A 21,051-nucleotide genomic window follows, 5' to 3' on the forward strand; every position below is an offset into this window, starting at 1 on the left:
TGCGGCACCGTCGGTCAGGTGATCGACGTCAACGAACCGGCCCGGCCGGAGCACCCCGGACACATCACCGGCCGCTCCGGCCCTGACAACGCGACACCCGAAGCGCGGCAGACATCCGGAACGGAACAACCGTGCACTGTGGCTCCCCACCCGCGTGGGAGCCGCCTGCGCCGGACCCTGCTCGCCGCGCTTGTCACCGTCTCGGTGGCGGTGCCGGTGTCGGGCGCGGCCCGCTCTTCGGCGGTCCCCGCGCCCGTGCCCGCCGCCTCCGCCGCTTCCGTCCCGCTGCGGGCGGCGACCCCCGCGGTGCTGGCCGCGCGGTACGCCGCCAGCGGTGGCGCCATCCGGGCGGCCGAGCGGACGGCGTCCGGCGGTGGTCACCGGTGGCGGGCCGCGATGCTGCGCGCCATGGCGGACCCGGCGCGGCGGTTCCTGTTCTTCGACGGCCGTGACGGCGGCCGCGCGGCCGAGGTGTTCGGCGACCTGACCGGAGCCGAGCGGATCGCCGTGCTGGTTCCCGGCTCCGACACCGATCTCGACAAGTACGGATATCTGCGGGGCGGCTCGCTGCGACTGCTGCACAAGCTCGGCGGCGGGTCGGCCGTCATCGCCTGGCTCGGCTACCGGACTCCGGGCACCGTGAGCCTCGCGGCGCTGACCTCCGGCCGGGCCGAGGAGGCGGCCCCTGACCTGCGCACTTTCATACGGGAGCTGAGCGCGGCCCAGCCCGCCGCGCGGATCTCCCTGCTGTGCCACTCCTACGGCAGCGTGGTCTGCGCCCGGGCCGCGTCCGGGCTGGACGTCGCCGACATCGTCCTGTACGGCAGCGCCGGCGTCGGCGTCGACGACGTCGCCGCGTTGCGCACCCGGGCGACCGTCTGGGCGGGGCGAGGCACCGCCGACTGGATCAGGGATGTGCCGCACGCCTGGTTGCGTCTTCCCTTCGTCACTGTCGGGTTCGGGGCCGACCCCGTGTCGCCGGAGTTCGGGGCCCGGGTGTTCGCGGCGGGCGTCGGTGGGCACAGCGACTACCTGAAGGGCGGTTCTGTGGCCTTGGAGAACATCGCCCGGATCGTGTCCGGGCAGGCACCGTCGGAGGCGGGACGTGGGGCGTGACCTCGTCCAGCGGAGCGACACGGCGACTCCGCGCGACCTGATCAGGCGCATCTCCATCCCGCGCGACCTCGCCCAGCGGATCGCCGCGGCGACCCCGCCAGGACGTGACCGCGCGGTCGACGCGCTGCGCGCCCTGGCCGTTCTCGGTGTGGTGCTCGGCCACTGGCTGGTGACCGCCCTGATCCTCGACAGCGGCACCGTGCGGGCGGCCAGCCCGCTCCGGTACATGCCCCAGCTCGCCCCCGCCTCCTGGCTGTTCCAGACGCTGGCGATCTTCTTCCTGGTGTGCGGGCAGACGGGCGCGAGAAGCCACGCCACGGCCCGCGCGCGCGGCACGACCTACCGTCGGTGGCTGGTTCGGCGGATGGCCCGGCTGTCCCGGCCGGTCACCGCGGTGCTGGTGGTGTGGATCGTGACAGCGGTCGCGATGCTCGCCTCAGGAGCCGACCCGCAGACCGTGCGCACGCTGGTCAAGCTGGTGTACTCCCCGCTGTGGTTCCTGCTGGTCCTGGCGGTGCTGACGGCGGCCACCCCACTGATCGCCCGGCTGCATCCGCTGTGGCCGTTCGCCATCGTCGCGCTCGTCGATCTGGCCCGGTACTGCTCGGCCCGGTACGGCCTGGACGGCCTCGACACGCTCGGCTCGGTCAACGTGGCGGCGGGGTGGCTGGTGCCGTACAGCCTGGGTGGGGCCTGGGCCCGAGAGCGCCTGTGCGGGCGAACGACCGGATGGACGTTGCTGCTCGGCGGAGTCGCCGCCACCGCCGCACTCATCCTGTGGGCGGGCTACCCGGTGGCCATGGTCGGCGTGCCCGGCGCCGCCGTCTCCAACCTCGACCCGCCCACGCTGGCGGCCGTCACCTTCGGACTCGCCCAATGCGGGGCGGCTCTCCTACTTCTGGGGCCGCTGCGGCGGGCACTGCGCCGCCCCGCCGTCTGGGCGACCGTGGCGCTGGTCAACCTGTCCGCGATGACCATCTTCCTCTGGCACCAGACCGCCATGATCGCGGTCACCGCGATCGGCATGATCACTGGCGGGCCACTCCCTGGCCTGCACACCGTCCCGGACGGGCCCGGCTGGGTCCTCGCCCGACTGGCGTGGCTGCCGGCGTTCGCGCTGGCCCTTCTGATCTGCGTGGCCGCGTTCCACATCCACGAGCGGGGCCGGCCCGAGAAGCGCGGCCGCCCCGGGACCGTACACGAGCGTCCGCCCGCCGAGCCGTCACGCGCTCGCCAACCGGCATAGCCCCGTCAGGGCCGCTCCCATGGCGCCCGGTACGGCCTGGAGCTGTGACTGCGGGAGAATGCCAGCCATGACGAACCCTCCCGGCAACCCTCCGGGCGCGGTCCTCGAAGCCGTACTTGAACGCGTGACGTACGCCAACGAGGAGACCGGCTACACGATCGCCCGAGTGGCGACAGAGCGCTCGGGAAACGAGCTGCTCACCGTGGTGGGCCCGCTGCTCGGTGCGCAGGTGGGCGAGTCGCTGCGGCTCACCGGCCGGTGGACCTCCCACCCCCGGTACGGCAGGCAGTTCGAAGTGTGGTCGTACACCACGGTGCTGCCCGCGACCGTCCAGGGCATCCAGCGCTACCTCGGATCCGGGTTGATCAAGGGGATCGGCCCGAAGATGGCCGAGCGGATCGTGGACCACTTCGGCACCGACACCCTGCGGGTGATCGAGGAGGAGCCCGGCCGCCTGGTGGAGGTGCCCGGACTCGGGCCCAAGCGCACCAAGATGATCGGCGCCGCCTGGGAGGAACAGAAGATCATCAAAGAGGTGATGATCTTCCTGCAGGGGGTCGGGGTCTCCACCTCGATCGCGGTGCGCATCTTCAAGCAGTACGGCGACACTTCGATCGACGTGGTCAGAAAGGAGCCCTACCGGCTCGCCGACGACGTGTGGGGCATCGGCTTCAAGACGGCCGACACGATCGCGCAGGCGGTCGGCATTCCCCATGACAGCCCGGAACGGGTGAAGGCCGGCCTGCGCTACACCCTGTCGCAGGGGGCCGACGACGGCCACTGCTACCTGCCCGCCCCCAACCTGGTCTCCGACGCCGTCAAGATCCTCGACGTTCCCGCCGAGCTCGTCACGACCTGTCTGGAGGAGCTGACCGCCGACGACTCCCGCGAGGCGAGCGTCGTCCGGGAGGAGATCCCCGCGGCCGAGGGCACGGTTCCCGCGATCTACCTGGTGCCGTTCCATCGGGCCGAGGCGTCGCTCGCCGGAACGTTGCGCGGCCTGCTGGCCACCTCGGGAAACCGCCTGCGCGCCTTCGAGGACGTGGACTGGCCGGTCGCGCTGGAGTGGCTGCACGGCAAGACCGGCGCCGAACTGGCCCCCGAGCAGGCCCAGGCCGTACGGCTGGCGCTGACCGAGCGGGTGGCCGTGCTGACGGGCGGACCCGGGTGCGGCAAGAGCTTCACCGTGCGTTCGATCGTCACCCTGGCCAGGGCGAAGCGCGCCAAGGTCATCCTGGCCGCGCCGACCGGCCGGGCGGCCAAGCGGCTGTCGGAGCTGACCGGCCACGAGGCGACCACCGTGCACCGGCTCCTGCAGTTGCGGCCGGGCGGCGACGCCACCTTCGACCGGGACAACCCGCTGGACGCCGATCTGGTCGTGGTCGACGAGGCGTCGATGCTCGACCTGCTGCTGGCCAACAAGCTCGTCAAGGCGGTCGCGCCCGGCGCGCATCTGCTGTTCGTCGGCGACGTCGACCAGCTGCCCTCGGTCGGCGCGGGAGAGGTGCTGCGCGATCTTCTCGCGGCGCCGGACATCCCGCGGGTACGGCTCACGCAGATCTTCCGGCAGGCGCAGCAGTCGGGCGTTGTGGTCAATGCGCATCGCGTGAATACCGGACAATCGCCACTGGTCCGCGAATTCCCTGACTTCTTTCTTTTCCCCTGTGAAGAACCAGAAGAAATCGCCGCGTTGACCGTGGACGTCGTCGCCCGCCGCATTCCCGGTAAGTTCGGGCTCAACCCGCGCCGGGACGTGCAGGTGCTCGCGCCCATGCATCGGGGGGCGGCCGGGGCGGGCGCGCTGAACATCGCGTTGCAGGAGGCGCTCACCCCCGCGCGGGAGGGCATGCCCGAGCGCCGGTACGGCGGGCGGGTGTTCCGGGTGGGCGACAAGGTCACCCAGCTCAGGAACAACTACGACAAGGGCGCCGCGGGCGTGTTCAACGGCACCGTGGGCGTGGTCACCGGGATCACGCCGGAGGAGAGCAGGCTGACCGTCCTGACCGACGAGGACGAGAACGTCGACTACTCCTTCGACGAGCTGGACGAGTTGGCCCACGCGTACGCGGTGAGCATCCACCGGTCCCAGGGCAGCGAGTATCCCGCCGTGGTGATCCCCCTCGCGACCAGCGCGTGGATGATGCTGCAGCGAAACCTGCTCTACACGGCGATCACCAGGGCCAAGAAGCTCGTGGTCATCGTGGGGTCCCGCCGGGCGCTGGGACAGGCCGTACGGACGAAGGGGGCGGGGAGGCGGCACACCGGCCTGACCCACCGCCTTCTGTGATCGGCGCCGTTCCCCGGTGGGTCTCGGCGGTTTCCCGGGTGATGCGTTCAGGCCGTGCCGGCGCGACCCGACGACGACGTCACGGGGGCCTCCACCGTGAGCTTCAGGGCGACGACGTCGATGTCCAGCACCCGTGAGAAGGCATCACCGCCGGCCGGCCCGATACCGAGCGCGCGTCCCGAGCCGATGCGCGTCACCCAGCCCTCGTTCAGCGCGTGCCGGCAGAGGGCGGCTCCCGCCGCTCCGGCCAGGTGCGGGCGGCGCTCGGTCCAGTCGAGGCAGAGCCGGGCGAGCGGCCGCCTGCCTGTCGTCGCGGGCGGCTCGCCCAGCAGGTCGGCCAGCCAGGCCACCCCGGCCTCGGTGAACGCGATCCCCGCGTCCCGTTCGAGCAGGCCCCTGCGGGTCAGCGCGTCGGCGACGGCGACCCCGAGGCGTCCTGCCATGTGGTCGTAGCACGTGCGGGCGAACGTGAGCGCGCGGCGCGAACCGGTCGCGCGCAGGGTCGTGGGTGGTGGGTCGGCGGGCGGGTCATGTGCGGCCATGTCCTCGATCAGCTGCGCGACCGCGACGTCGGCGAGCCGTACGTAGCGGTGGCGTCCCTGGTGTTCCTCGGCCAGCACGCCTCCGGCGACCAGTCGCGAGAGGTGCTCGCTCGCCGTGGAGGGGGCCACTCCCGCATGCCTGGCCAGTTCTCCGGCCGTCCACGCGCGCCCGTCGAGAAGCGCGAGGCAGAAGGCGGCGCGGGTGCCGTCGGCGAGCAGTCCGGCAAGACGGGTCAGCGCGATCCGGGGAGCGGTGGTCACCCGTCCATCATCGGTGCGCCACGTTGTGGCGAGCGCCGAACTATCGCACCGTTCTGACGTTGATCATGATTTTGTTTGACGCGCACTTTACCGCCTGTCCACTAAGTACCGGCTATTGCGTGACGAAAGTGTGACCTAACTCTCCATTAGACCGAGTACAGATGGGGTTAGTCCTAATAGAGTCTTGTGTTGCACTTTGCCATCATGGGGGAGACGTTTGTGTTCACCGCTGACACGCGCATGAGGTTGCCGCTTGCCGGGCTTGCCGCGGCGACGGCCGTCGTGCTTTCCGCTTGTTCGGGAGGGTCGGGCGCCGGGGGGACGTCCGGTACCTCCGGTTCTGACGACACGGGGGCGACCGCCGCCGCCGCGCCGACCATCAAGATAAGTCCGGTCAAGGGCAGCGCGAAGGTGCGCCCGGACAAGACCGTGGTCGTGACGGCGGCGAACGGCGCGCTTGAAGAGGTCACCCTGGAGTCCGACGGGGAGCAGGTCGAGGGCGAGTTCGACGAGACGCGCAGCAAGTGGGTCTCCAAGCGACCGCTGAGGCCGTCCGCTAACTACACGGTGTCGGCCAAGGCCAGTGGTGACGGCGGACCGACGACCGCGACCAGCCAGTTCACCACGCTCAAGCCGAAGGTCGAACTCGCCGTCGCCGATGTGACTCCGGGCGTCAAGGGTGAGACCGTGGGCGTCGGCATGCCGATCATGGTGACGTTCAACCAGGCGGTGCGGGACAAGGCGGCCGTCGAGGCCGCCCTCGAGGTGAAGGCCCAGAAGCCGGTGACCGGCGCCTGGCGCTGGATCAACGACAAGCTGGCGATCTACCGGCCGGCCAAGTTCTGGCCCGCCCACCAGACCGTCACCTTCACCGCGCATCTCGCCGGTGTGAAGGCCGGCACCGACACGTACGGCGTCGAGGACCACACCACCAGGATCAAGATCGGTGCCGCCTGGGTCAGCTACGTCAACGTCAAGACGCACATGATGGTGGTCAAGCGCGACGGCAAGACCGTGCAGTCCATGAAGATCAGTGCGGGCAACGGCACGACGCGCGAGTACACCACCACCAACGGCGTCCACCTGACCATGGAACGCGGCAATCCCGTCACGATGATCTCTCCGGGGAAGAAGGAGGGCGACCCCGGCTACTACAAGGAGATCGTCAACCACGCGGTGCGGATCTCCAGCAGCGGCGAGTACGTGCACAGCGCGCCGTGGTCGGTGGGCTCCCAGGGCCGGGCGAACGTCAGCCACGGCTGCATCAACGCCCACCCGACGCAGGCCAAGTGGTACTACGACAACTTCCACCGCGGAGACGTCGTCAAGATCGTCGGCACCAACCGCGCGCTCGAGTGGAACAACGGCTGGGGCTTCTGGCAGATGTCGTTCAACCAGTGGAAGAAGGGCAGCGCCCTGAAGTCCCAGGACCAGGGACAGGGCCAGGGACAGGACCAGGAGCAGCCCGAGGGATAGTTCCGGGGACCCACTCCCACGCTTCACCGGCCCTGGTCAGCCCCCAGCGGGGATGGCCAGGGCCGTTCCGTTTCCAGGGCAGCCGCACGCTGCCGATCGATTCATCCGAGGAGAACCCGGGCGTGGGTGCCGGGTGCTGGCCCTTCCCGCTCCCTGATCTTGAGGTGGCGACCGTCCGGTGGGAGCGGGCCTTGGCCCGCCCCGGGGGTTCCTGTCTGTCGGCGGGGTGGCGGTCAGTGGTGGGCGTGGACGCCGGGCTTCTGCCGGGGCAGCAGGGCGGCGAGGGCTCCGGCGACGAGGGCGGCGGCGGCGCCGATGCCCAGCACGATGCGGAAGGCGTCCTGGGAGGGCAGTTCGTGTCCGCCGAGGGTCATGGTCACCCCGGCGAGGATGAGCCCGGCGATCGCGCTGGCGATGGTGGTGCCGAACCCTCGGATGAGGACGTTGAGGCTGTTGGCCGCGGCCGTCTCCGAGGCCGGGACGTTGCCCATGATCAGGGTGGGGATGGCGCCGTAGGCCATGCCGATGCCCGCGCCGATGATGGCGGAGACCAGGATGAGCTGCCAGATCTCGGCCATGAGGAACACGCCGATCACATAGCCGACCGCGACGGTGAGGGCGCCGAGCAGGAGGGTGACCTTCGCGCCGTAGCGGGCGGAGATCTTCGCCGAGGGCTTGGCGACGAAGAACATGACCAGGCCCTGCGGGGCCATGGCCAGGCCCGCGACGAGCATGGACTTGCCGAGCCCGTATCCGGTGGCCTCGGGGGTCTGCAGGAGCTGGGGCAGGGCGAGCTGGATGGAGAACATCGCGAACCCGAACGCGGCGGCGGCGAGGTTGGTCAGCAGGACGGGCCTGCGCGCGGCGGTGCGCAGGTCGACCATCGGCTCGCCGGTGCGGAGCTCGAACACGCCCCAGGCGGCGAGGAGAACGGCGGCGGCGGAGAACAGGCCGAGCGCCAGGCCGCTGCTCCAGCCCCAGTCCGAGCCCTTGGAGATCGCCAGCAGCAGGCAGACCAGGGCGGCCGACAGGCCGGTCGCGCCGATCAGGTCGAACCTGCCGCCCGGGTGCATCTTGGAGGCCGGAATGACGACGGCCACGAGGGCCAGGGCGATCACGCCGAGGCCGGCGGAGGTCCAGAACAGCACGTGCCAGTCGGCCTTGTCGGCGATCAGCGCCGCAGCGGGCATCCCGAAGGCGGCACCGACGCCGAGGGAGGAGCTCATCGTCGCGGTCGCCGCGCCCAGGCGCTCCTTGGGCAGCTCATCGCGCATGATGCTGATCCCCAGCGGGATCACGCCCGAGGCCAGACCCTGCAGGACGCGGGCGGCGATCAGGGGCGCGAGCGAGGTCGCCAGCGCGGCGATGACCGAGCCGATCACCATGAGGGCCAGGCTGCCCAGCAACATCCTGCGTTTGCCGTACATGTCGGCCAGGCGGCCCACGATCGGCGTGACGATCGTGGCGGCGAGCAGGGTCGCGGTCACCGCCCACGCGGTGTCGGCCGGCGCGGCGTCCAGCAGGGTCGGCAGCTGCGGGATCACCGGGATCACCAGGGTCTGCATGCTGGCGATGACGATCCCGGAGAACGCCAGAACCGCCACCATCACGCCCGGCTTCGCCCGGGAGTCCGGATCCTTGACCGCGGGCTCGGCGGGTGCTTGTGTCACGGGGGTCCCCTTCATGATCAACTGAACGCATTGAAGCGTCTGCTTTAATGGATTAAAGCAGACGACTTAGGCGGTTCGGTTGTCGCGACCGGTCCAGTACCGTCGCAGGGACCAGGATCAGACGCCGTGAAGAGGGAGCCGATGGTGATGGCAGGAAGGACCGCGCGCGCGGAGCGGGGCGCCGACACCCGGCAGGTGATGCTCGACACGGCCGAGCGGCTGTTCGCCGTCCACGGCGTGCACGCGGTGTCAACCCGCAAGATCAGCGAGGAGTCCGGGCAGGCCAACAACGCCGCCGTCGGCTACCACTTCGGCGGCAAGCCCGACCTGATCCGCGCGATCGTCCGCGAGCACGCCGACCGCATCGAGGCCATCCGCTCCGCCCTCGTCGCCGACGCCGCCGGATCCGGCGACGTGCGCGCCTGGATCGGATGTCTCGTGCGGCCCTTCACCGAGCACCTGGACTCACTCGGCGCACCCACCTGGTACGCCCGCTTCCACATCCAGGTCGCCGCCGACCCCGCCCTGCGCGCCCTCTCTCAGGAGGAGTCCCTCACTTCCCCCTCGCTGCGGCTGCTCATCGCCCAGCTCACCCAGACCCTGCCCGGCCCGCCCCCCGAAGTCCGCCACGAGCGGCTCACCATGGCCCGCCATCTCATCGTCAACATGTGCGTGGAACGCGAACGCGCCCTCGCCGACCACACCCCCGTCCGCCAGCCCACCTGGAACGCCCTGGCCACCACCCTCACCGACGCCATCGCCGGCCTCTGGCAGGCCCCCGTCACCGGCTGACCCTCGCCCCTGAGACGTCTGCCCAACTCATCCCCGACTCCGACGATGCCGACGGCGACGAAGGTATTCCAGGCGGCTCCGGGCCGGGAAGCGACGCCGCCGTGGAGCCGCTGTCCTGATCAGCTGCCGAGTAGGTCGTGGATCGCTTGGAGAACGGCGTCGGGACGGCGGAATATGACGGAGAGGTGTCCCGCGTCCTCGATGACGCGGTTCTCGCCGTGCGCAACCGATTTGGCCAGCGCGGTGTAGAGCCGCGTCTTGGCTTCGGCCTCCTCGTGGAGGAGCGATGCGGGTATGCCCTGGGTGACCGCTTCTTTGAAGGGGTCGATCGCCGTGGCGGTGAGCACGATCAGCGGGACGTCCGGCATCGGTCCCGCGTCGCGTACCTCGTCATGGAGTTGGTAACGGTTGGCCGCCTCTTGGCCGCCGATCCTCAGCCATTCCAGGCTGACATGACGTTCGATCAGCGGCTCCCTTATCTCTTCCGGCCAGTCGGCCATCTCCCGTGCGAACAGGGTGCGGTAGAACTGGATGACTTCGTCGGGCAACTCGTCAGGCACCGCCTCGCCGGGGTCCCACGCCTGATACAGCTCGTTCAGTTCCTTGGGCATGTAGGAGTCGTAGTCCTCGTGTTCGGGCTCCACCAGGACCAACCCCGCGACCTCGTCGGGGAAACGCTGCGCATAGTGGCGTGCGTAGAGGCCACCGAGAGAATGACCGACCAGCAGGTAGGGAGCGGGCGCGCCGGCGACCCGCAGCAGCTCGCGCAGCTCATCGGTGACTTGGGTGGAGGTGCGTGGCAGCTCGGCCCGGTCACTCCATCCCGTTCCGGCCCGGTCGTAGAGCACGCTCGTGGTGAGTTCAGCGGCCCTCTGCTGAACGGTGAAGCCGTCCATTCCGGATGAGCCGGCCCCGGGCAGGAACACCACCGCCGGGCTCCCGCTCCCGGACTGGTGGAGGAACAGTCTCCGATCCCTGACCTGGTAGTGCCGTCCAACTGGCGGCGTCGCCTCGGCCGTTTGACGTTGCATCACTGACTCCCTCACTGTCGGTGCCCACTTGGCGGAGACGAGGGCGCACCTTTCGGGACTGCCACCCATGGCCACGCCGTCAACACGTGCTTTTCCAATTTTAGGAACGGTACCAGATATGGGATCATAGATGCGTGGACACTCTTGATCTGCTCCTGCACCCGGTCCGGCTGCGCATCGTGCACGCCATGTCCGGCGGTCGCACCCGCACCACGTCCGACCTGTGCGCCGGAGTGCCCGACGTTCCCAAGACCACGGTGTACCGACACGTCGGCCTGCTGGCCGAGGCGGGAGTGCTGGAAGTCGTCGACGAGCAGCGCGTGCACGGCGCCGTCGAACGCCACTACCGGCTACGCCGCGAGCGTGCGGGGATCGACGCCGACATGGCCGCGTCGATGTCCCTGGATGAGCACCGTCACGGATTCGCCGCGGCCATGGCCGCCCTGCACGCCGAGTTCAACGCCTACCTCGACCGGGACGGGGCCGACCCGACCGCCGACTCCGTCGGCTACCGGCAGGGCACCATCTGGCTCACCCCGGGCGAGCTCGCCGAGATGATCGACGAGCTGCGCGGCGTCCTAGCCTCCAGGGCGGGCAACAAACCCGCGCCCGACCGCAACCCCCACCTCCTGAGCATGATCCTTTTCCCGACGGAGGAACCACCGCGGCGCAGGGCCGGCCAGCAGGCCGACGACCACCCCTGAGTCCACGCACTGAAAGGTCGATCTGCGTGCGAAGGCGGCGACGTCGACTGCCCCGAGGGACTCATTCTCATTCCGTCGCTGTTCATCACCGACCGGGTGCAGTGCACCACCTCAGACCACTGGACTCCGGCGATCTATTACCCGGCATCCGGGCGGTACCTCTGGGCGGCACCTCCCACTCCGAGATCCCTTGACCGGCTTCTGGGAACGACTCGATCGAGGATCCTGGGCGCGCTCACCACCCCGCTGCAGACGACCGTTGTGGCCAGGCTGGTGAGCGTCACCGTCCCCACGGCCAGCGAACACCTGACGATCCTGCGAGACGCCGGGTTGATCGACACCAGCCGGGCCGGTCGCACGGCCACGCACGAGCTCACCGAAGCTGGATGTGCTCTCCTGGACGCGGCCTCACCGCGACCATGACTGGTCTGGGAGCCGCCGGTCCTCCCTGCCGAACCGGTGCGTCGACAAATCGATGCCCGCACGAATGGTTCGTCATGGATGGCGACGATCTGCTGTTCAACACCGACGCCGACAGCGTCAAGGGCCGCGACCTGGCCAGGGACCCGCGTGTGTCGATCTGCGTGGACGACGATCATCCGCCCTTCGCCTTCGTCACCGTCGAAGGCCGCGCCACCCTGATCGAGTGTGGTCGGGGTCGAACAGGTCGAGTTGCTGGATCGGTCACCGCACACCGCCGGGGCGGTATCCGGCGCGGTGCCCGGCGATGGCCGATTTCGACAAGACACCGATCCGAGCCCCCCAGCAGGATGAACCCATGAACATAGACCTTTCCGCGGTAGCCGCGTTCATGGCCGAGCATGCGCGTGTCCTGGACCGCCGCCGTTTCGAGGTGGTGATGGGCCGAACGGACTCCGCCGCCGTACTGGCCGCCTTGGACGGCTACCGCAACCCCGGTGGCGGCTACGGCTGGGGGCTGGAGCCCGATCTCCGTTCCCCGGAGAGCCAGCCCGGGGCCGCGCTGCACGCCTTCGAGGTATTCGAGGACATCGCGCCGGCCACCGCCCCGCAGGCCGCGGCGTTGTGCGACTGGCTGGAGTCCGTGTCCTTGCCCGATAGGGGCCTGCCGTTCGCGCTGCCCCTGACTGTGGCCGCGGGCACGGCCCCCTGGTGGAAGGGCGCCGACCCCGCGGTGTCGGCGCTGCAGATCACCGCGGTGACGGCGGCCGCCGCCTGGCGTGTCGCCGCCCACGATCCGGCCGTGGCCGCTCACCCCTGGCTGGAGCGGGCCACCCGCTACTGCCTGAGCACGATCGAGGCGATCGACCGGGCACCTTCCGCCCACGTGCTGGCCTTCGCGGTGCGGTTCCTGGACGCGGTGCACGACAGCCGCCCTGAGGCAGCCGATCTCCTGCGGCGCCTCGCCAAGCACCTTCCCGCCGACGGCCGGGTACGCGTCGAGGGCGGCACCGAGGAGGAGAGGCTGTATCCGCTCGACTTCGCCCCTTACCCCGACCGGCCGGCCCGGGACCTTTTCGCCCCTGAGACGATCTCCGCCGATCTCGACCGCCTGGCCGCCCTGCGACAGGACGATGGCGGCTGGATCGTCGACTACGCCACGATCTCGCCTGCGGGCGCCCTGGACTGGCGCGGTCACATCACCGTCCGCGCCGTCGACATCCTCCGGCGGAACGGCAGGATCTGACCCGTAGGCGTCGACGCGGCGCGCCGTGCCACGGCCACCCCTCGCACGTGGGTGGGCGACATCGCCGCCATGGTCAGGCTTCAGCGGCGATGTCCAGAGCCGTTCCGTACAGGCGGGACGCCCGGATCCTGATCACCACGCGCCGGTCCGCGACCAGCTGCTCGAGGAACGCCGCCTCGTGCGCGGGATCCTCGAACCCAGGGGTCAGGGCGAGCAGTTCCCGCCCGACCGCGTCACCGGGCACGGTCGTCACCTCGGATATCTCGGCCTCACCCTCGGCGACGGCGAAGGACCAGACATCCGGGCCGTTCACGTGCAGCGCGGCATGGGGATCGCGTCGCAACTGGCGCACCTTGAGGCGGTCGGCCGTGGAGGAGATCCGCACCACGCGCTCCTCGGGATTCCAGTGGTAGACGACGGTGGACAGATGCGGGTGGCCGCTGCTCCTGACGCTCGCCAGCACTCCGAACCGCTGCTCGCGCAACAGCCGGGACAGTTCGTCCGGTGTGAGAACCCGGGGCGCGGGTCCGGCGCCCGGCTTGTGCTCTACCTCGTCCGTCACAGTCGCGTCCTCGGTCGCGTTCATGAGATGGCCCTTCTGTGGTGGTGGAGGAGGTCAGGCGACCGTGGAGCGGGCCGACGCGTCTTTCCCCGACTCCGGCGTGGGGGCGGGCCGCCGAGCGGGCTGACGCAGTACGGCGAAGGCGACGAGGAAGGCGGCGACGAGCAGTCCGGCACCGACGGTGAAGGCCAGGTGGTAGCCGCCGGTCAGCGCGGCGGCCTGGCTGGCGCCACCCGCGAGCAGGCCGTCCGTACGGGAGGCCGCCAGCGTGGACAACACCGCCACGCCCACGGCCATGCCGATCTGCTGGGTGGTGTTGAACAGTCCCGAGGCGAGCCCGGCGTCGTCGTCCGCCGCACCGGACATCGCCAGGGTCGTCAGCGCCGGGAGGGCGAGTCCGAAACCGGCCGCGAGCAGCATCACCGGGAGGAGGTCGGTGAGGTAGTTCGCGTGCACGGGGACGCGGGCGAGCAGCCCGAGGACTCCGATCAGCAGCACCAGTCCCGCCAGGAGGACGTTCCGCTCGCCGAAGCGGGCGTTGAGCCGGGCGGAGACGCCCAGCGACACCGTGCCGATCATCACCGCCGCCGGGAGCATCGCGAGCCCCGTCCCGGTCGCGCCGTACCCGAGCACCTTCTGCAGGTAGAGGGCGACGAGGATCTGGAACGAGAACAGCGCGGCGACCATCAGGACCTGGACCAGGTTGGCCGCCGAGACGCTGCGCGACCGGAAGATCCGCAGCGGCATGAGCGGGGACCTCGCGGTGGCCTGGCGGACGAGGAACATGGCGAGCAGGACGGCGGCGAGGGCGCCCGTGCCGAGGGTGGGCGCCGAGACCCAGCCGTGCTCCTCGACCTTGACGACCGTGTAGATGCCCACCATCAGACCGGCGGTGACCAGGAAGGCGCCGACGACGTCGGCTCCGGCGGCGAGGCCGATCCCGCGGTCCGCGGGGAGTACGGGTACGGCGACCGCGAGCGCCGCGAGCCCGATCGGCAGGTTGATGAAGAAGATCCAGTGCCAGTCCAGGGCGTCGGTGAGCACGCCGCCGAGCACCTGGCCGATCGAGGCGCCGGCGGCGCCGGTGAAGCTGAACACGGCGATGGCCTTGGCGCGCTCCCTCGGTTCGGTGAAGAGCGTCACCAGAATGCCGAGGCCGACCGCGGAGGCCATCGCGCTGCCCGCCCCTTGCAGGAACCGGGCCGCGATCAGCACGGTGGGGGTGGTGGCCGCCCCCGCCAGCAGCGAGGCCGCGGTGAACACCGCGGTTCCGGCCAGGAACACGCGCTTGCGGCCGATCAGGTCGCCGAGCCGTCCCGCCAGCAGCAACAGGCTGCCGAACGCGATCAGGTAGGCGTTGACGATCCAGCTGAGACCGGCGGGGGAGAAGCCGAGATCACCCTGGATGGCCGGCATCGCCACGGTCACGATGCTGCCGTCGAGGATGGTCATCAACGTACCCGTGGCGATCACCCCGAGAGCGAGCCGCCGCGACCGGGGCGCGGAAGGCGCCGAGGCAGTGGACATGGAGGTCCCTCCTGTCGAATGAGACAACAAGAGAGACCATAGCGGATAGTTTTGTTGCAGACTATCTACATCGGGTCTATTTGCCTCGCTGGCGCGCTCGCCGTACCTGCTGGGGGCTTTCGACGGGGTCGGCCAGGTGGCCGGTGACCAGGCGGTTCAGCGCGCGCAGGAAGACCTCGCGCTCATCGCCGGGAAGCGCCGCCAGCGCCTCGGCGTGCACCCGGTCGACGATCTCCTGGCTCCGCTTCGCCGCGCGCGCGCCCTCCTCGGTGACCGCGATGATCCGGGCGCGCCGGTCCGTGCTGGAGGGGCGGCGCTCGGCGAGGCCGGCCTCCTCCAGGGCGTCGACCGTCACGACCATCGTGGTCTTGTCCATGTCGCCGATCTCGGCGAGCTGGATCTGGGTGCGCTCCTCCTCCAGGGCGTGGACCAGCACGCAGTGCATGCGCGCCGTGAGCCCGATCTCGGCGAGTGCCGCCGACATCCGCGTCCGCAGGACGTGGCCGGTGCGGTCCAGCAGGAAGGACAGGTCCGGTTCGGTACGGGTGGGCGCCATCGCAGTCATGCCCACCAGCATAACGATTTGGTCCGTGGCGGATTATCCAGTAATAGACGTCACCGGCCAGGGTCATTCGTTGATCGCGGCGACGTGGACCTCGGCTGCGGACGCAGTCGCTGGTCGACAGCTTCAAAAGTCGCGATGCGTGGCTGCGCGGTGGTATGGAAGTCGGTGTCGACGAGGGTTACGCGAAGCTGGAAAGGATGCTCACCGATGACACTGTCTGACCACCCGGCCGAGCGACACCGGCAGGTTGCCGGGCTGTTCACCGAACGAGTCCGCGGTACCCGGTCCTGGGACGCGCCATCCCCGGTCGACGGCTGGACCGCCCGCGACGTCGTGCGTCACCTGACCGAATGGTTCCCCGGGTTTCTTGCCTCCGGTGCCGGCATCGAACTGCCCTGCGGGCCGTCGGTGGACGAGAATCCGGTCGCCGCGTGGCAGGTACTGTGCGACGGTGCGCAGGCGGTGCTGGACGATCCGGAGACGGCACACCGGGAACTCACCAACCCACACATCGGCAGCCTGCCTCTGGAGACCGCGATCGACCAGTTCTACACCGCTGACGTGTTCATGCACACCTGGGATCTCTCCAGAGCTACCGGCCAGGACGACCGGCTGGACCCCGGCTTCTGTGCTCGGCTCCTCGCTCAGATGGAGCAGATGGAGCACGTTCTCCGCTCCTCTGGCCAGTTCGGCGCCCGGGTCGAGGTACCCGGCGATGCGGACCCCCAGACCAAACTGCTGGGTCTCATCGGCCGGGACCCGTTCTGGCCGGGGCGGTGAAGAGCAGGGCCGGAAGCCGGTGTCGGTCGTACCGACCGCAGGGCAGCGCGGTGGCTACTCGTACACCACCTCCGTGGACGTGACCGCAGTTCAACGCGCCGTCCGCTCTGAAGCTACGGTCCACGCGGCCGCGATCGACGAATGGCTCCCCCGGCTTTGACACAGCCCTTGGCCTAGGTGCCGGAGCTCTGGTAGTGCCGGAGCTGGCGATCCCAGACGCGATAGGCGAGCGCGAACAGCGCGACCCCCAGCAACGGGCTCCCGTACGCCACGAGCGCGGGCACGTTCAGCGACCCGGTCTTGTCCAGCAGCACGCTCGCCGGCAGGTACGCGACGAACGCCACAGGGAGCACGAACGTCAGCGCCCACTGGGTGACACCGCCGAAGACGCTCATCGGGTACGACCCGAACTTGCTGAACACGTCGTCCAGGAAGCCACGCAGCGCCCGCGTGTCCAGCATCCGCAGTGACAACGACGCCAACGACAGGTGGAACGACGCCTCCACCAGCGCGCCGCCCACGACAGCGGGCACGCAGAAGCCGATCATGGCGAGATTCCAGGGTGGTGCCGCGACGATCAGGAGGACGACCCCGGTGAGCAGGTCCCCGACCTGACCCATGCCCATGCGCTTGGTCATCACCTGGACGAGTGGATTGAGCGGGCGAAGCAGCACCCGGTCCAACTCTCCCTCGCGGACCAGCCACTCCAGGCCGATGAGGCTGCTCAGCGGCAGCATGCAGAGCGCGTGCGCGGTCAGGCGCAGGCCGTACAGGAAGGCGATCTCCCGCAGGCTCCACCCGCCCATGGACGGGAAGGTGTGCATGACGACCCACACGAAGGCGAAGCCGCTGCCCTGATAGACCGCCCCGGTGACGACGCTGATCACCGTGTTGAGCCGGTACTGCAGCGCGCCACGCATCGTGGCACGCTGCAGGACCCAGTACAGGCGAAGGGTGCGCGCTATCTCAGCCACCGTTGATCACCACCCTGCGGTGCGCCCGCCGCCACACCGCCCACAGCAGGACCGCGAGCCCGGCGATCCAGGAGACCTCGACGATCACCGCCTGGACGACCTGCCCGCCCGAGAGGTGGCCCACGTAGATCGCCGCGGGCACGTACCCCATGTATTTGAACGGAAGCGCTTCGGCCAGGACGCCCAGCGCCCCGGGGAAGAAGGACAGCGGGACCATCGTCCCGGCGAAGAACTGGCTGATCAACCGGTAGAGCAGCGAGATCGCCCCCGTCTCCAGCGTCCAGAAGCCGATCACGCAGATGAGCAGCGACATCATGACCGAGATGACGTAACCGAGCGTCAGCGTCGCCGCGTACCCGAGCGGTTGCGTGGTGGGGGTGATCGTGCCCACCAGCAGGACCACGGGTACGGCGGGGGCCAGCATCAGCAGCCCGCCGAGGGTGTGCCCGGCCTGGAAGGCGGCCATCTGCGGCAGGTAGCCGGTCGGCCGGGACAGGTCGAAGAACACCATGCCGGTGCGGATCCTGAAATGGGCGATCAACGGGATGATCGGGTTCGTCGCGAACGCCTGGAGGTTGGCCAGGCTCAGGTAGGCCAGCAGCGCCTCCAGGGTGAGCCCCCGGGCCTGTCCCGCGCCGCCGCCGTACACCGAGGTCCACACCATGCGAAGCAGGAAGACCTGCGCGATCAGCGCCAGCACCGTCATGATCACGTCGCTGCGGTAGGCGAGCTGGAACCGCAGGCCGACGCGGGCCATCCCGGCCAGCGGGCGGATCACCGCGTGCTCTCGGCATAGATCTGCTTGATCACGCTCTCCAGGTCGGGCTCCTCGATGGACAGGTCGCGGATGGTGTTCTCGGCGGCGACGCGGCCGATCAGCTCGGGGACCGACGCACCGCCGGCGATGTCGAAGGTCCGGGTCTCGTCGTCGGCCAGATGGACCACCAGCCGTCGCGGCGGGGCGTAGGCGGAGACGAGGGCGTCGATGCCGCCGTCGTAGAGCACGCGGCCCTTGTCGATGAGGATGATGCGCCGGCACAGCGCTTCCACGTCGGCCAGATCATGGGTGGTCAGCACGACCGTGGTGCGGCCGGCCCTGTTGGTGTCGACGATGAACTCCCGCACCGCCTGCTTGGCCAGGACGTCGAGGCCGACGGTGGGTTCGTCGAGGTACAGGATGGGCGGGTCGTACAGCATCGCCGCCGCCAGGTCGCCGCGCATCCGCTGGCCGAGGCTGAGCTGGCGGACGGGGGTGTCCAGGAAGTCGTCGAGGCCGAGCAGGTCGCACATGCGGCGCAGCGATCCGGTGAAGTGGGCGGCGGGCACGTCGTACAGGGCGCCGACCAGGCGCAGGGACTCGATCAGCGGCAGGTCCCACCACAGCTGGCTGCGCTGGCCGAAGACCACACCGACGGATCTGGCGTTGGCCGATCTGTCCCGCCACGGCACCCTGCCGCCCACCTCGACGAGTCCGCTGGTGGGGGTGAGGATGCCGGTCAGCATCTTCACGGTGGTGGACTTGCCCGCGCCGTTGGGGCCGAGATATCCGACGACCTCGCCCTCGGGGATCTCGAAGCTGACATCGTCGACGGCGACCCGCTCGTCATAACGCCGGGTCACGAGGGTGCGGAGGGCTCCCAGGGGACCGGGGAAGGTTCGGGGGCGGCGGAAGACCTTCGTCAGCGACTCGACCCTGATCATGACGACATCTTTCACGCTGGCGATGCCGAGTGGCAACTATTTTCTGGCGATCGTGATCGCCGCATCTCAGGGGCCGCCGATCCCGGAGGAGTCGCGACGATCGCCCGGGACCCGATCGGTCGCCAGAGGAGATGAGCACGATGCGCGCCGCCGCCGAGGCCACGGCGAGCAACGAGCGCGTGACGGTGTTCGCGACCGCTCCCAGCGACCACGTGCAGGTCCCGACCAAGGACGCCGCCATCGTGGTCGCCGCCATCGCGGATGTCATCACGCGGTCGGCGTGAGGCACTCGCCGGTGAAGCCGATCACCGCGTGGCTGCCGTCGTGTGCCCTCCCGCGGCGGGCATCACGAGAACACCTGTGGGCGAGTTCCCGCGAAGCCCCACCGATCGGAGGTCCTGCTTCGCGCTGCGAAGGATGGCGAAGGATGGCGCCTTGGCGGGCGCTTCCTAACGGAGGCCGGACTTCATCAGGAAGAACGCGCCGATGACCTTCACCAGCGCGATCGTGACGACGACGCAGAAGACGATCAGCGCCGGGCGGTGCTCGAAGTGCTTGCCCTCCTTGAGCGGAGGCCGCTTCGCCACCCGCTCGGCGATGCGCTCTTCGATGGGTTTGCGGTGGAACATGGCATCCAGGCTAGTGTTCCCTCCCGCCGGTCCTCCCTGCAGAGCCTCCCGGGGGCGCCGCAGGAGATCAGGAGGCGTCCCGGGAGATTCGCATCTCCAGGATCTGTCCGGGCCACTCGCCGACCTTGAAAGCGAGGGTCCGGGAGAAACCCATGCGCTCGTAGTACTTCACGAGGTTGCCGTCGTCACCGGCATAGCAGTCGACCCGCAGCACACCCACCCCGCGTCCGGCCGCCTCCTCCCGAGCCCAGCCGAGCAGCGCCGCGCCCACCCCCTGGCCCGCGAACCGCTTGTCGATCACCAACGACTGCACGTACAGCTCGGGCTCGACCGGTGGTGGCACGTACGGCATGGCGGCGCCCACCACGATGCAGCCCGCCGGCTCCCCGCCGACCTCGGCGATCCGCATGCCGCCTTCCTCCGCCTGGCGGCTGACGCTCTCGATCCTTGCCGGGGCGGTGGAGAACGGCTCGCTGCCCCATTGGCCGGTGCGCCCCCGCTCGGTCAGCCAGGCCACCGCGCTGTCGAACATGCCGAGCACCGCCTGGACATCCGCGGGGCCGCCCTTCCGGATCATCATCCGGCGATCCTAACAGCGGCCCGACGAAAGACCGCGATATGCCACATGCCGCCAGAAACCGGCCCAATCAGCCGTTTCTCCCGGCCAGCCGGCCCAGCGGCGTGGAGCCGTACGGGCTGAGCGTGCAGGCCGGCCAGCCGCCCATCTGATGCCGCCTGGGTGTCCCTGGTTCAGGTGACGATCGGACTGCGCCGCTCGATGAGGGCGACATCGCGCCAGACACCGTGGTGACGGCCGACGCGCTCGCGGGTTCCGATCACGCGGAAGCCGGCGCGGGCGTGCAGAGTGAGGCTGGCGGTGTTCTCCGGGAAGATCCCCGACTGGATGGTCCAGATTCCGGCGGCCTCGGTGGAGGCGATCAACGCCCGGAGCAGCGTGAGGCCGACGCCTCGGCCCCGCGCGCCGGGGTGGACGTAGACCGAATGCTCGACCACGCCGGCGTAGGCGCAGCGGTCCGACACCGCCGAGGCGGCGGTCCAGCCCAGCACCCGCCCGTCGCTGTCCAGAGCGACGTGCCGCTGGGCGGGCAGCTTCGCGGCGTCGAACTGCTCCCAGGTCGGGGCGGCGGTCTCGAAGGTCGCCTGGCCTTCGTCGATGCCGAGCTGGTAGATCGCGAGCACCTCATCGGCGTGCTCGCTCGTCATGGCTGCGATGCGCAGGCCGTCAGTGGTCATCGGTGCCCTCTGGGAAGTATCTCGGCGATGAGGCCGCGAACGCACTTGTCGATCATGTCATACGGATCGGATGGACGGCCTCCACACCCTGGCCTGCGGGTTCGTCGAGTCGGTCATGCCGTCGCCGCCATGCGCGGGGCCAGGATCGCCGACAGCCGCTCCAGCGAGGCGGGGTTGATCCAGTAGTGGACCCAGGTGCCGCGCCGCTCGCAGTCGACGAGACCGGCAGTGCTTGTTTTGACATACATCTAACTTGACAGATTTCTAA

24 protein-coding genes are annotated in these 21,051 nt (G+C 69.8%); 11 read left to right on the forward strand and 13 right to left on the reverse strand.

Annotated features, from left to right (window positions below; translation table 11 throughout):
* The first annotated feature begins 18 nt into the window (after positions 1 to 18).
* The 3 genes from IMZ11_RS11250 to IMZ11_RS11260 are packed head-to-tail and all read left to right on the forward strand — an operon-like array spanning position 19 to position 4,649.
* Entirely contained in the window at positions 19 to 1,116 is a 1,098-nt protein-coding gene (locus tag IMZ11_RS11250; protein WP_228640395.1) for an alpha/beta hydrolase, read from the forward strand.
* Positions 1,106 to 2,362 (forward strand): acyltransferase, encoded by a 1,257-nt coding sequence (locus IMZ11_RS11255; RefSeq protein ID WP_228640398.1) that lies wholly within the window; start codon positions 1,106 to 1,108, stop codon positions 2,360 to 2,362. The genes IMZ11_RS11250 and IMZ11_RS11255 overlap by 11 nt, the downstream gene beginning before the upstream one ends.
* A gap of 58 nt (positions 2,363 to 2,420) precedes the next feature.
* On the forward strand, positions 2,421 to 4,649 hold the full coding sequence (locus IMZ11_RS11260; RefSeq protein ID WP_374462257.1) for an ATP-dependent RecD-like DNA helicase: 2,229 nt from the start codon (positions 2,421 to 2,423) through the stop codon (positions 4,647 to 4,649).
* A 47-nt stretch (positions 4,650 to 4,696) separates the two neighbouring features.
* On the opposite strand, the gene IMZ11_RS11265 is transcribed toward IMZ11_RS11260, so the two are convergent.
* On the reverse strand, positions 4,697 to 5,452 hold the full coding sequence (locus IMZ11_RS11265) for a helix-turn-helix transcriptional regulator (RefSeq protein ID WP_228640402.1): 756 nt from the start codon (positions 5,450 to 5,452) through the stop codon (positions 4,697 to 4,699).
* A gap of 204 nt (positions 5,453 to 5,656) precedes the next feature.
* Here IMZ11_RS11265 and IMZ11_RS11270 point away from each other — a divergent pair, with 204 nt between their 5' ends.
* Positions 5,657 to 6,928, forward strand: coding sequence for an Ig-like domain-containing protein (locus IMZ11_RS11270; protein ID WP_228640404.1), 1,272 nt, complete (start codon positions 5,657 to 5,659; stop codon positions 6,926 to 6,928).
* 233 nt (positions 6,929 to 7,161) lie between these two features.
* Here the strand turns inward: IMZ11_RS11270 and IMZ11_RS11275 are convergent, their stop codons facing one another.
* A complete protein-coding gene (locus tag IMZ11_RS11275; protein WP_308066777.1) occupies positions 7,162 to 8,598 on the reverse strand; it encodes an MFS transporter in 1,437 nt (478 codons plus the stop codon).
* A gap of 147 nt (positions 8,599 to 8,745) precedes the next feature.
* Between IMZ11_RS11275 and IMZ11_RS11280 the strand changes: the two genes are divergently transcribed.
* On the forward strand, positions 8,746 to 9,390 hold the full coding sequence (locus IMZ11_RS11280) for a TetR family transcriptional regulator (protein WP_308066778.1): 645 nt from the start codon (positions 8,746 to 8,748) through the stop codon (positions 9,388 to 9,390).
* Between the two features lie 119 nt (positions 9,391 to 9,509).
* Here the strand turns inward: IMZ11_RS11280 and IMZ11_RS11285 are convergent, their stop codons facing one another.
* Positions 9,510 to 10,421 (reverse strand): alpha/beta fold hydrolase, encoded by a 912-nt coding sequence (locus tag IMZ11_RS11285; RefSeq protein WP_228640408.1) that lies wholly within the window; start codon positions 10,419 to 10,421, stop codon positions 9,510 to 9,512.
* A 134-nt stretch (positions 10,422 to 10,555) separates the two neighbouring features.
* On the opposite strand from IMZ11_RS11285, the gene IMZ11_RS11290 reads away from it, so the two are divergent.
* The 4 genes from IMZ11_RS11290 to IMZ11_RS11300 all read left to right on the forward strand — a co-directional run bounded on the left by IMZ11_RS11290 (position 10,556) and on the right by IMZ11_RS11300 (position 12,791).
* Positions 10,556 to 11,125: a helix-turn-helix domain-containing protein gene (locus IMZ11_RS11290; RefSeq protein ID WP_228640410.1), complete on the forward strand. Its 570-nt coding sequence runs from the start codon at positions 10,556 to 10,558 to the stop codon at positions 11,123 to 11,125.
* Between the two features lie 96 nt (positions 11,126 to 11,221).
* Positions 11,222 to 11,548 carry a winged helix-turn-helix domain-containing protein gene (locus tag IMZ11_RS46675; protein ID WP_374462258.1) on the forward strand — a complete coding sequence of 109 codons (327 nt, stop codon included), beginning with the start codon at positions 11,222 to 11,224 and terminating at the stop codon, positions 11,546 to 11,548.
* Positions 11,549 to 11,622: 74 nt separating this feature from the next.
* Positions 11,623 to 11,907 carry a pyridoxamine 5'-phosphate oxidase family protein gene (locus tag IMZ11_RS11295; RefSeq protein ID WP_228640413.1) on the forward strand — a complete coding sequence of 95 codons (285 nt, stop codon included), beginning with the start codon at positions 11,623 to 11,625 and terminating at the stop codon, positions 11,905 to 11,907.
* Entirely contained in the window at positions 11,904 to 12,791 is an 888-nt protein-coding gene (locus IMZ11_RS11300) for a hypothetical protein (protein WP_228640416.1), read from the forward strand. The genes IMZ11_RS11295 and IMZ11_RS11300 overlap by 4 nt, the downstream gene beginning before the upstream one ends.
* A 73-nt stretch (positions 12,792 to 12,864) precedes the next feature.
* Here IMZ11_RS11300 and IMZ11_RS11305 read toward each other — a convergent pair whose 3' ends face one another.
* The 3 genes from IMZ11_RS11305 to IMZ11_RS11315 all read right to left on the reverse strand — a co-directional run bounded on the left by IMZ11_RS11305 (position 12,865) and on the right by IMZ11_RS11315 (position 15,445).
* Positions 12,865 to 13,353 carry a pyridoxamine 5'-phosphate oxidase family protein gene (locus IMZ11_RS11305; RefSeq protein WP_228640418.1) on the reverse strand — a complete coding sequence of 163 codons (489 nt, stop codon included), beginning with the start codon at positions 13,351 to 13,353 and terminating at the stop codon, positions 12,865 to 12,867.
* A 54-nt stretch (positions 13,354 to 13,407) separates the two neighbouring features.
* The gene (locus IMZ11_RS11310) at positions 13,408 to 14,880 is read right to left on the reverse strand and encodes a DHA2 family efflux MFS transporter permease subunit (protein WP_228640420.1); all 1,473 of its coding nucleotides are present in this window, start codon (positions 14,878 to 14,880) and stop codon (positions 13,408 to 13,410) included.
* 76 nt (positions 14,881 to 14,956) lie between these two features.
* Positions 14,957 to 15,445, reverse strand: coding sequence for a MarR family winged helix-turn-helix transcriptional regulator (locus tag IMZ11_RS11315; RefSeq protein WP_228640423.1), 489 nt, complete (start codon positions 15,443 to 15,445; stop codon positions 14,957 to 14,959).
* 207 nt (positions 15,446 to 15,652) lie between these two features.
* Here IMZ11_RS11315 and IMZ11_RS11320 point away from each other — a divergent pair, with 207 nt between their 5' ends.
* Positions 15,653 to 16,225 (forward strand): TIGR03086 family metal-binding protein, encoded by a 573-nt coding sequence (locus IMZ11_RS11320; RefSeq protein WP_228640425.1) that lies wholly within the window; start codon positions 15,653 to 15,655, stop codon positions 16,223 to 16,225.
* A 173-nt stretch (positions 16,226 to 16,398) separates the two neighbouring features.
* Here IMZ11_RS11320 and IMZ11_RS11325 read toward each other — a convergent pair whose 3' ends face one another.
* From IMZ11_RS11325 to IMZ11_RS11335, 3 genes are read right to left on the reverse strand one after another with little or no spacing between them, the layout of a single operon-like run.
* Positions 16,399 to 17,199: an ABC transporter permease gene (locus tag IMZ11_RS11325; protein WP_228640428.1), complete on the reverse strand. Its 801-nt coding sequence runs from the start codon at positions 17,197 to 17,199 to the stop codon at positions 16,399 to 16,401.
* Complete coding sequence (locus IMZ11_RS11330) at positions 17,192 to 17,977, reverse strand: ABC-2 family transporter protein (protein ID WP_228640430.1); 786 nt, start codon at positions 17,975 to 17,977, stop codon at positions 17,192 to 17,194. Before IMZ11_RS11330 ends, IMZ11_RS11325 begins: the two co-directional genes overlap by 8 nt.
* The gene (locus tag IMZ11_RS11335; RefSeq protein WP_228640434.1) at positions 17,974 to 18,900 is read right to left on the reverse strand and encodes an ATP-binding cassette domain-containing protein; all 927 of its coding nucleotides are present in this window, start codon (positions 18,898 to 18,900) and stop codon (positions 17,974 to 17,976) included. The genes IMZ11_RS11330 and IMZ11_RS11335 overlap by 4 nt, the downstream gene beginning before the upstream one ends.
* A gap of 131 nt (positions 18,901 to 19,031) precedes the next feature.
* Here IMZ11_RS11335 and IMZ11_RS11340 point away from each other — a divergent pair, with 131 nt between their 5' ends.
* Positions 19,032 to 19,184 carry a hypothetical protein gene (locus tag IMZ11_RS11340; RefSeq protein WP_228640437.1) on the forward strand — a complete coding sequence of 51 codons (153 nt, stop codon included), beginning with the start codon at positions 19,032 to 19,034 and terminating at the stop codon, positions 19,182 to 19,184.
* Positions 19,185 to 19,349: 165 nt separating this feature from the next.
* On the opposite strand, the gene IMZ11_RS11345 is transcribed toward IMZ11_RS11340, so the two are convergent.
* The 4 genes from IMZ11_RS11345 to IMZ11_RS45145 all read right to left on the reverse strand — a co-directional run bounded on the left by IMZ11_RS11345 (position 19,350) and on the right by IMZ11_RS45145 (position 21,031).
* Positions 19,350 to 19,529 (reverse strand): hypothetical protein, encoded by a 180-nt coding sequence (locus tag IMZ11_RS11345; protein WP_228640439.1) that lies wholly within the window; start codon positions 19,527 to 19,529, stop codon positions 19,350 to 19,352.
* 67 nt (positions 19,530 to 19,596) lie between these two features.
* Entirely contained in the window at positions 19,597 to 20,109 is a 513-nt protein-coding gene (locus IMZ11_RS11350) for a GNAT family N-acetyltransferase (RefSeq protein WP_228640441.1), read from the reverse strand.
* A 170-nt stretch (positions 20,110 to 20,279) separates the two neighbouring features.
* Complete coding sequence (locus IMZ11_RS11355) at positions 20,280 to 20,783, reverse strand: GNAT family N-acetyltransferase (RefSeq protein ID WP_228640444.1); 504 nt, start codon at positions 20,781 to 20,783, stop codon at positions 20,280 to 20,282.
* Between the two features lie 113 nt (positions 20,784 to 20,896).
* Entirely contained in the window at positions 20,897 to 21,031 is a 135-nt protein-coding gene (locus tag IMZ11_RS45145) for a hypothetical protein (RefSeq protein WP_255706288.1), read from the reverse strand.
* Positions 21,032 to 21,051: the final 20 nt, after the last annotated feature.

This window comes from Microtetraspora sp. AC03309 (assembly GCF_020826795.1).
Taxonomy (GTDB): Bacteria; Actinomycetota; Actinomycetes; order Streptosporangiales; family Streptosporangiaceae; genus Microtetraspora; species Microtetraspora glauca.

Bases quoted from the DNA above. Each gene is read 5' to 3' on its own strand.
- IMZ11_RS11260 (WP_374462257.1), top strand. From the start codon at position 2,421: ATGCCAGCCATGACGAACCCTCCCGGCAACCCTCCGGGCGCGGTCCTC.
- IMZ11_RS11270 (WP_228640404.1), top strand. From the start codon at position 5,657: ATGGGGGAGACGTTTGTGTTCACCGCTGACACGCGCATGAGGTTGCCG.
- IMZ11_RS11280 (WP_308066778.1), top strand. From the start codon at position 8,746: ATGGCAGGAAGGACCGCGCGCGCGGAGCGGGGCGCCGACACCCGGCAG.
- IMZ11_RS11285 (WP_228640408.1), bottom strand. From the start codon at position 10,421: ATGCAACGTCAAACGGCCGAGGCGACGCCGCCAGTTGGACGGCACTAC.
- IMZ11_RS11295 (WP_228640413.1), top strand. From the start codon at position 11,623: ATGGATGGCGACGATCTGCTGTTCAACACCGACGCCGACAGCGTCAAG.
- IMZ11_RS11300 (WP_228640416.1), top strand. From the start codon at position 11,904: ATGAACATAGACCTTTCCGCGGTAGCCGCGTTCATGGCCGAGCATGCG.
- IMZ11_RS11310 (WP_228640420.1), bottom strand. From the start codon at position 14,880: ATGTCCACTGCCTCGGCGCCTTCCGCGCCCCGGTCGCGGCGGCTCGCT.
- IMZ11_RS11315 (WP_228640423.1), bottom strand. From the start codon at position 15,445: ATGACTGCGATGGCGCCCACCCGTACCGAACCGGACCTGTCCTTCCTG.
- IMZ11_RS11320 (WP_228640425.1), top strand. From the start codon at position 15,653: ATGACACTGTCTGACCACCCGGCCGAGCGACACCGGCAGGTTGCCGGG.
- IMZ11_RS11335 (WP_228640434.1), bottom strand. From the start codon at position 18,900: ATGATCAGGGTCGAGTCGCTGACGAAGGTCTTCCGCCGCCCCCGAACC.
- IMZ11_RS11340 (WP_228640437.1), top strand. From the start codon at position 19,032: ATGAGCACGATGCGCGCCGCCGCCGAGGCCACGGCGAGCAACGAGCGC.
- IMZ11_RS11345 (WP_228640439.1), bottom strand. From the start codon at position 19,529: ATGTTCCACCGCAAACCCATCGAAGAGCGCATCGCCGAGCGGGTGGCG.
- IMZ11_RS11350 (WP_228640441.1), bottom strand. From the start codon at position 20,109: ATGATGATCCGGAAGGGCGGCCCCGCGGATGTCCAGGCGGTGCTCGGC.
- IMZ11_RS11355 (WP_228640444.1), bottom strand. From the start codon at position 20,783: ATGACCACTGACGGCCTGCGCATCGCAGCCATGACGAGCGAGCACGCC.
- IMZ11_RS45145 (WP_255706288.1), bottom strand. From the start codon at position 21,031: ATGTATGTCAAAACAAGCACTGCCGGTCTCGTCGACTGCGAGCGGCGC.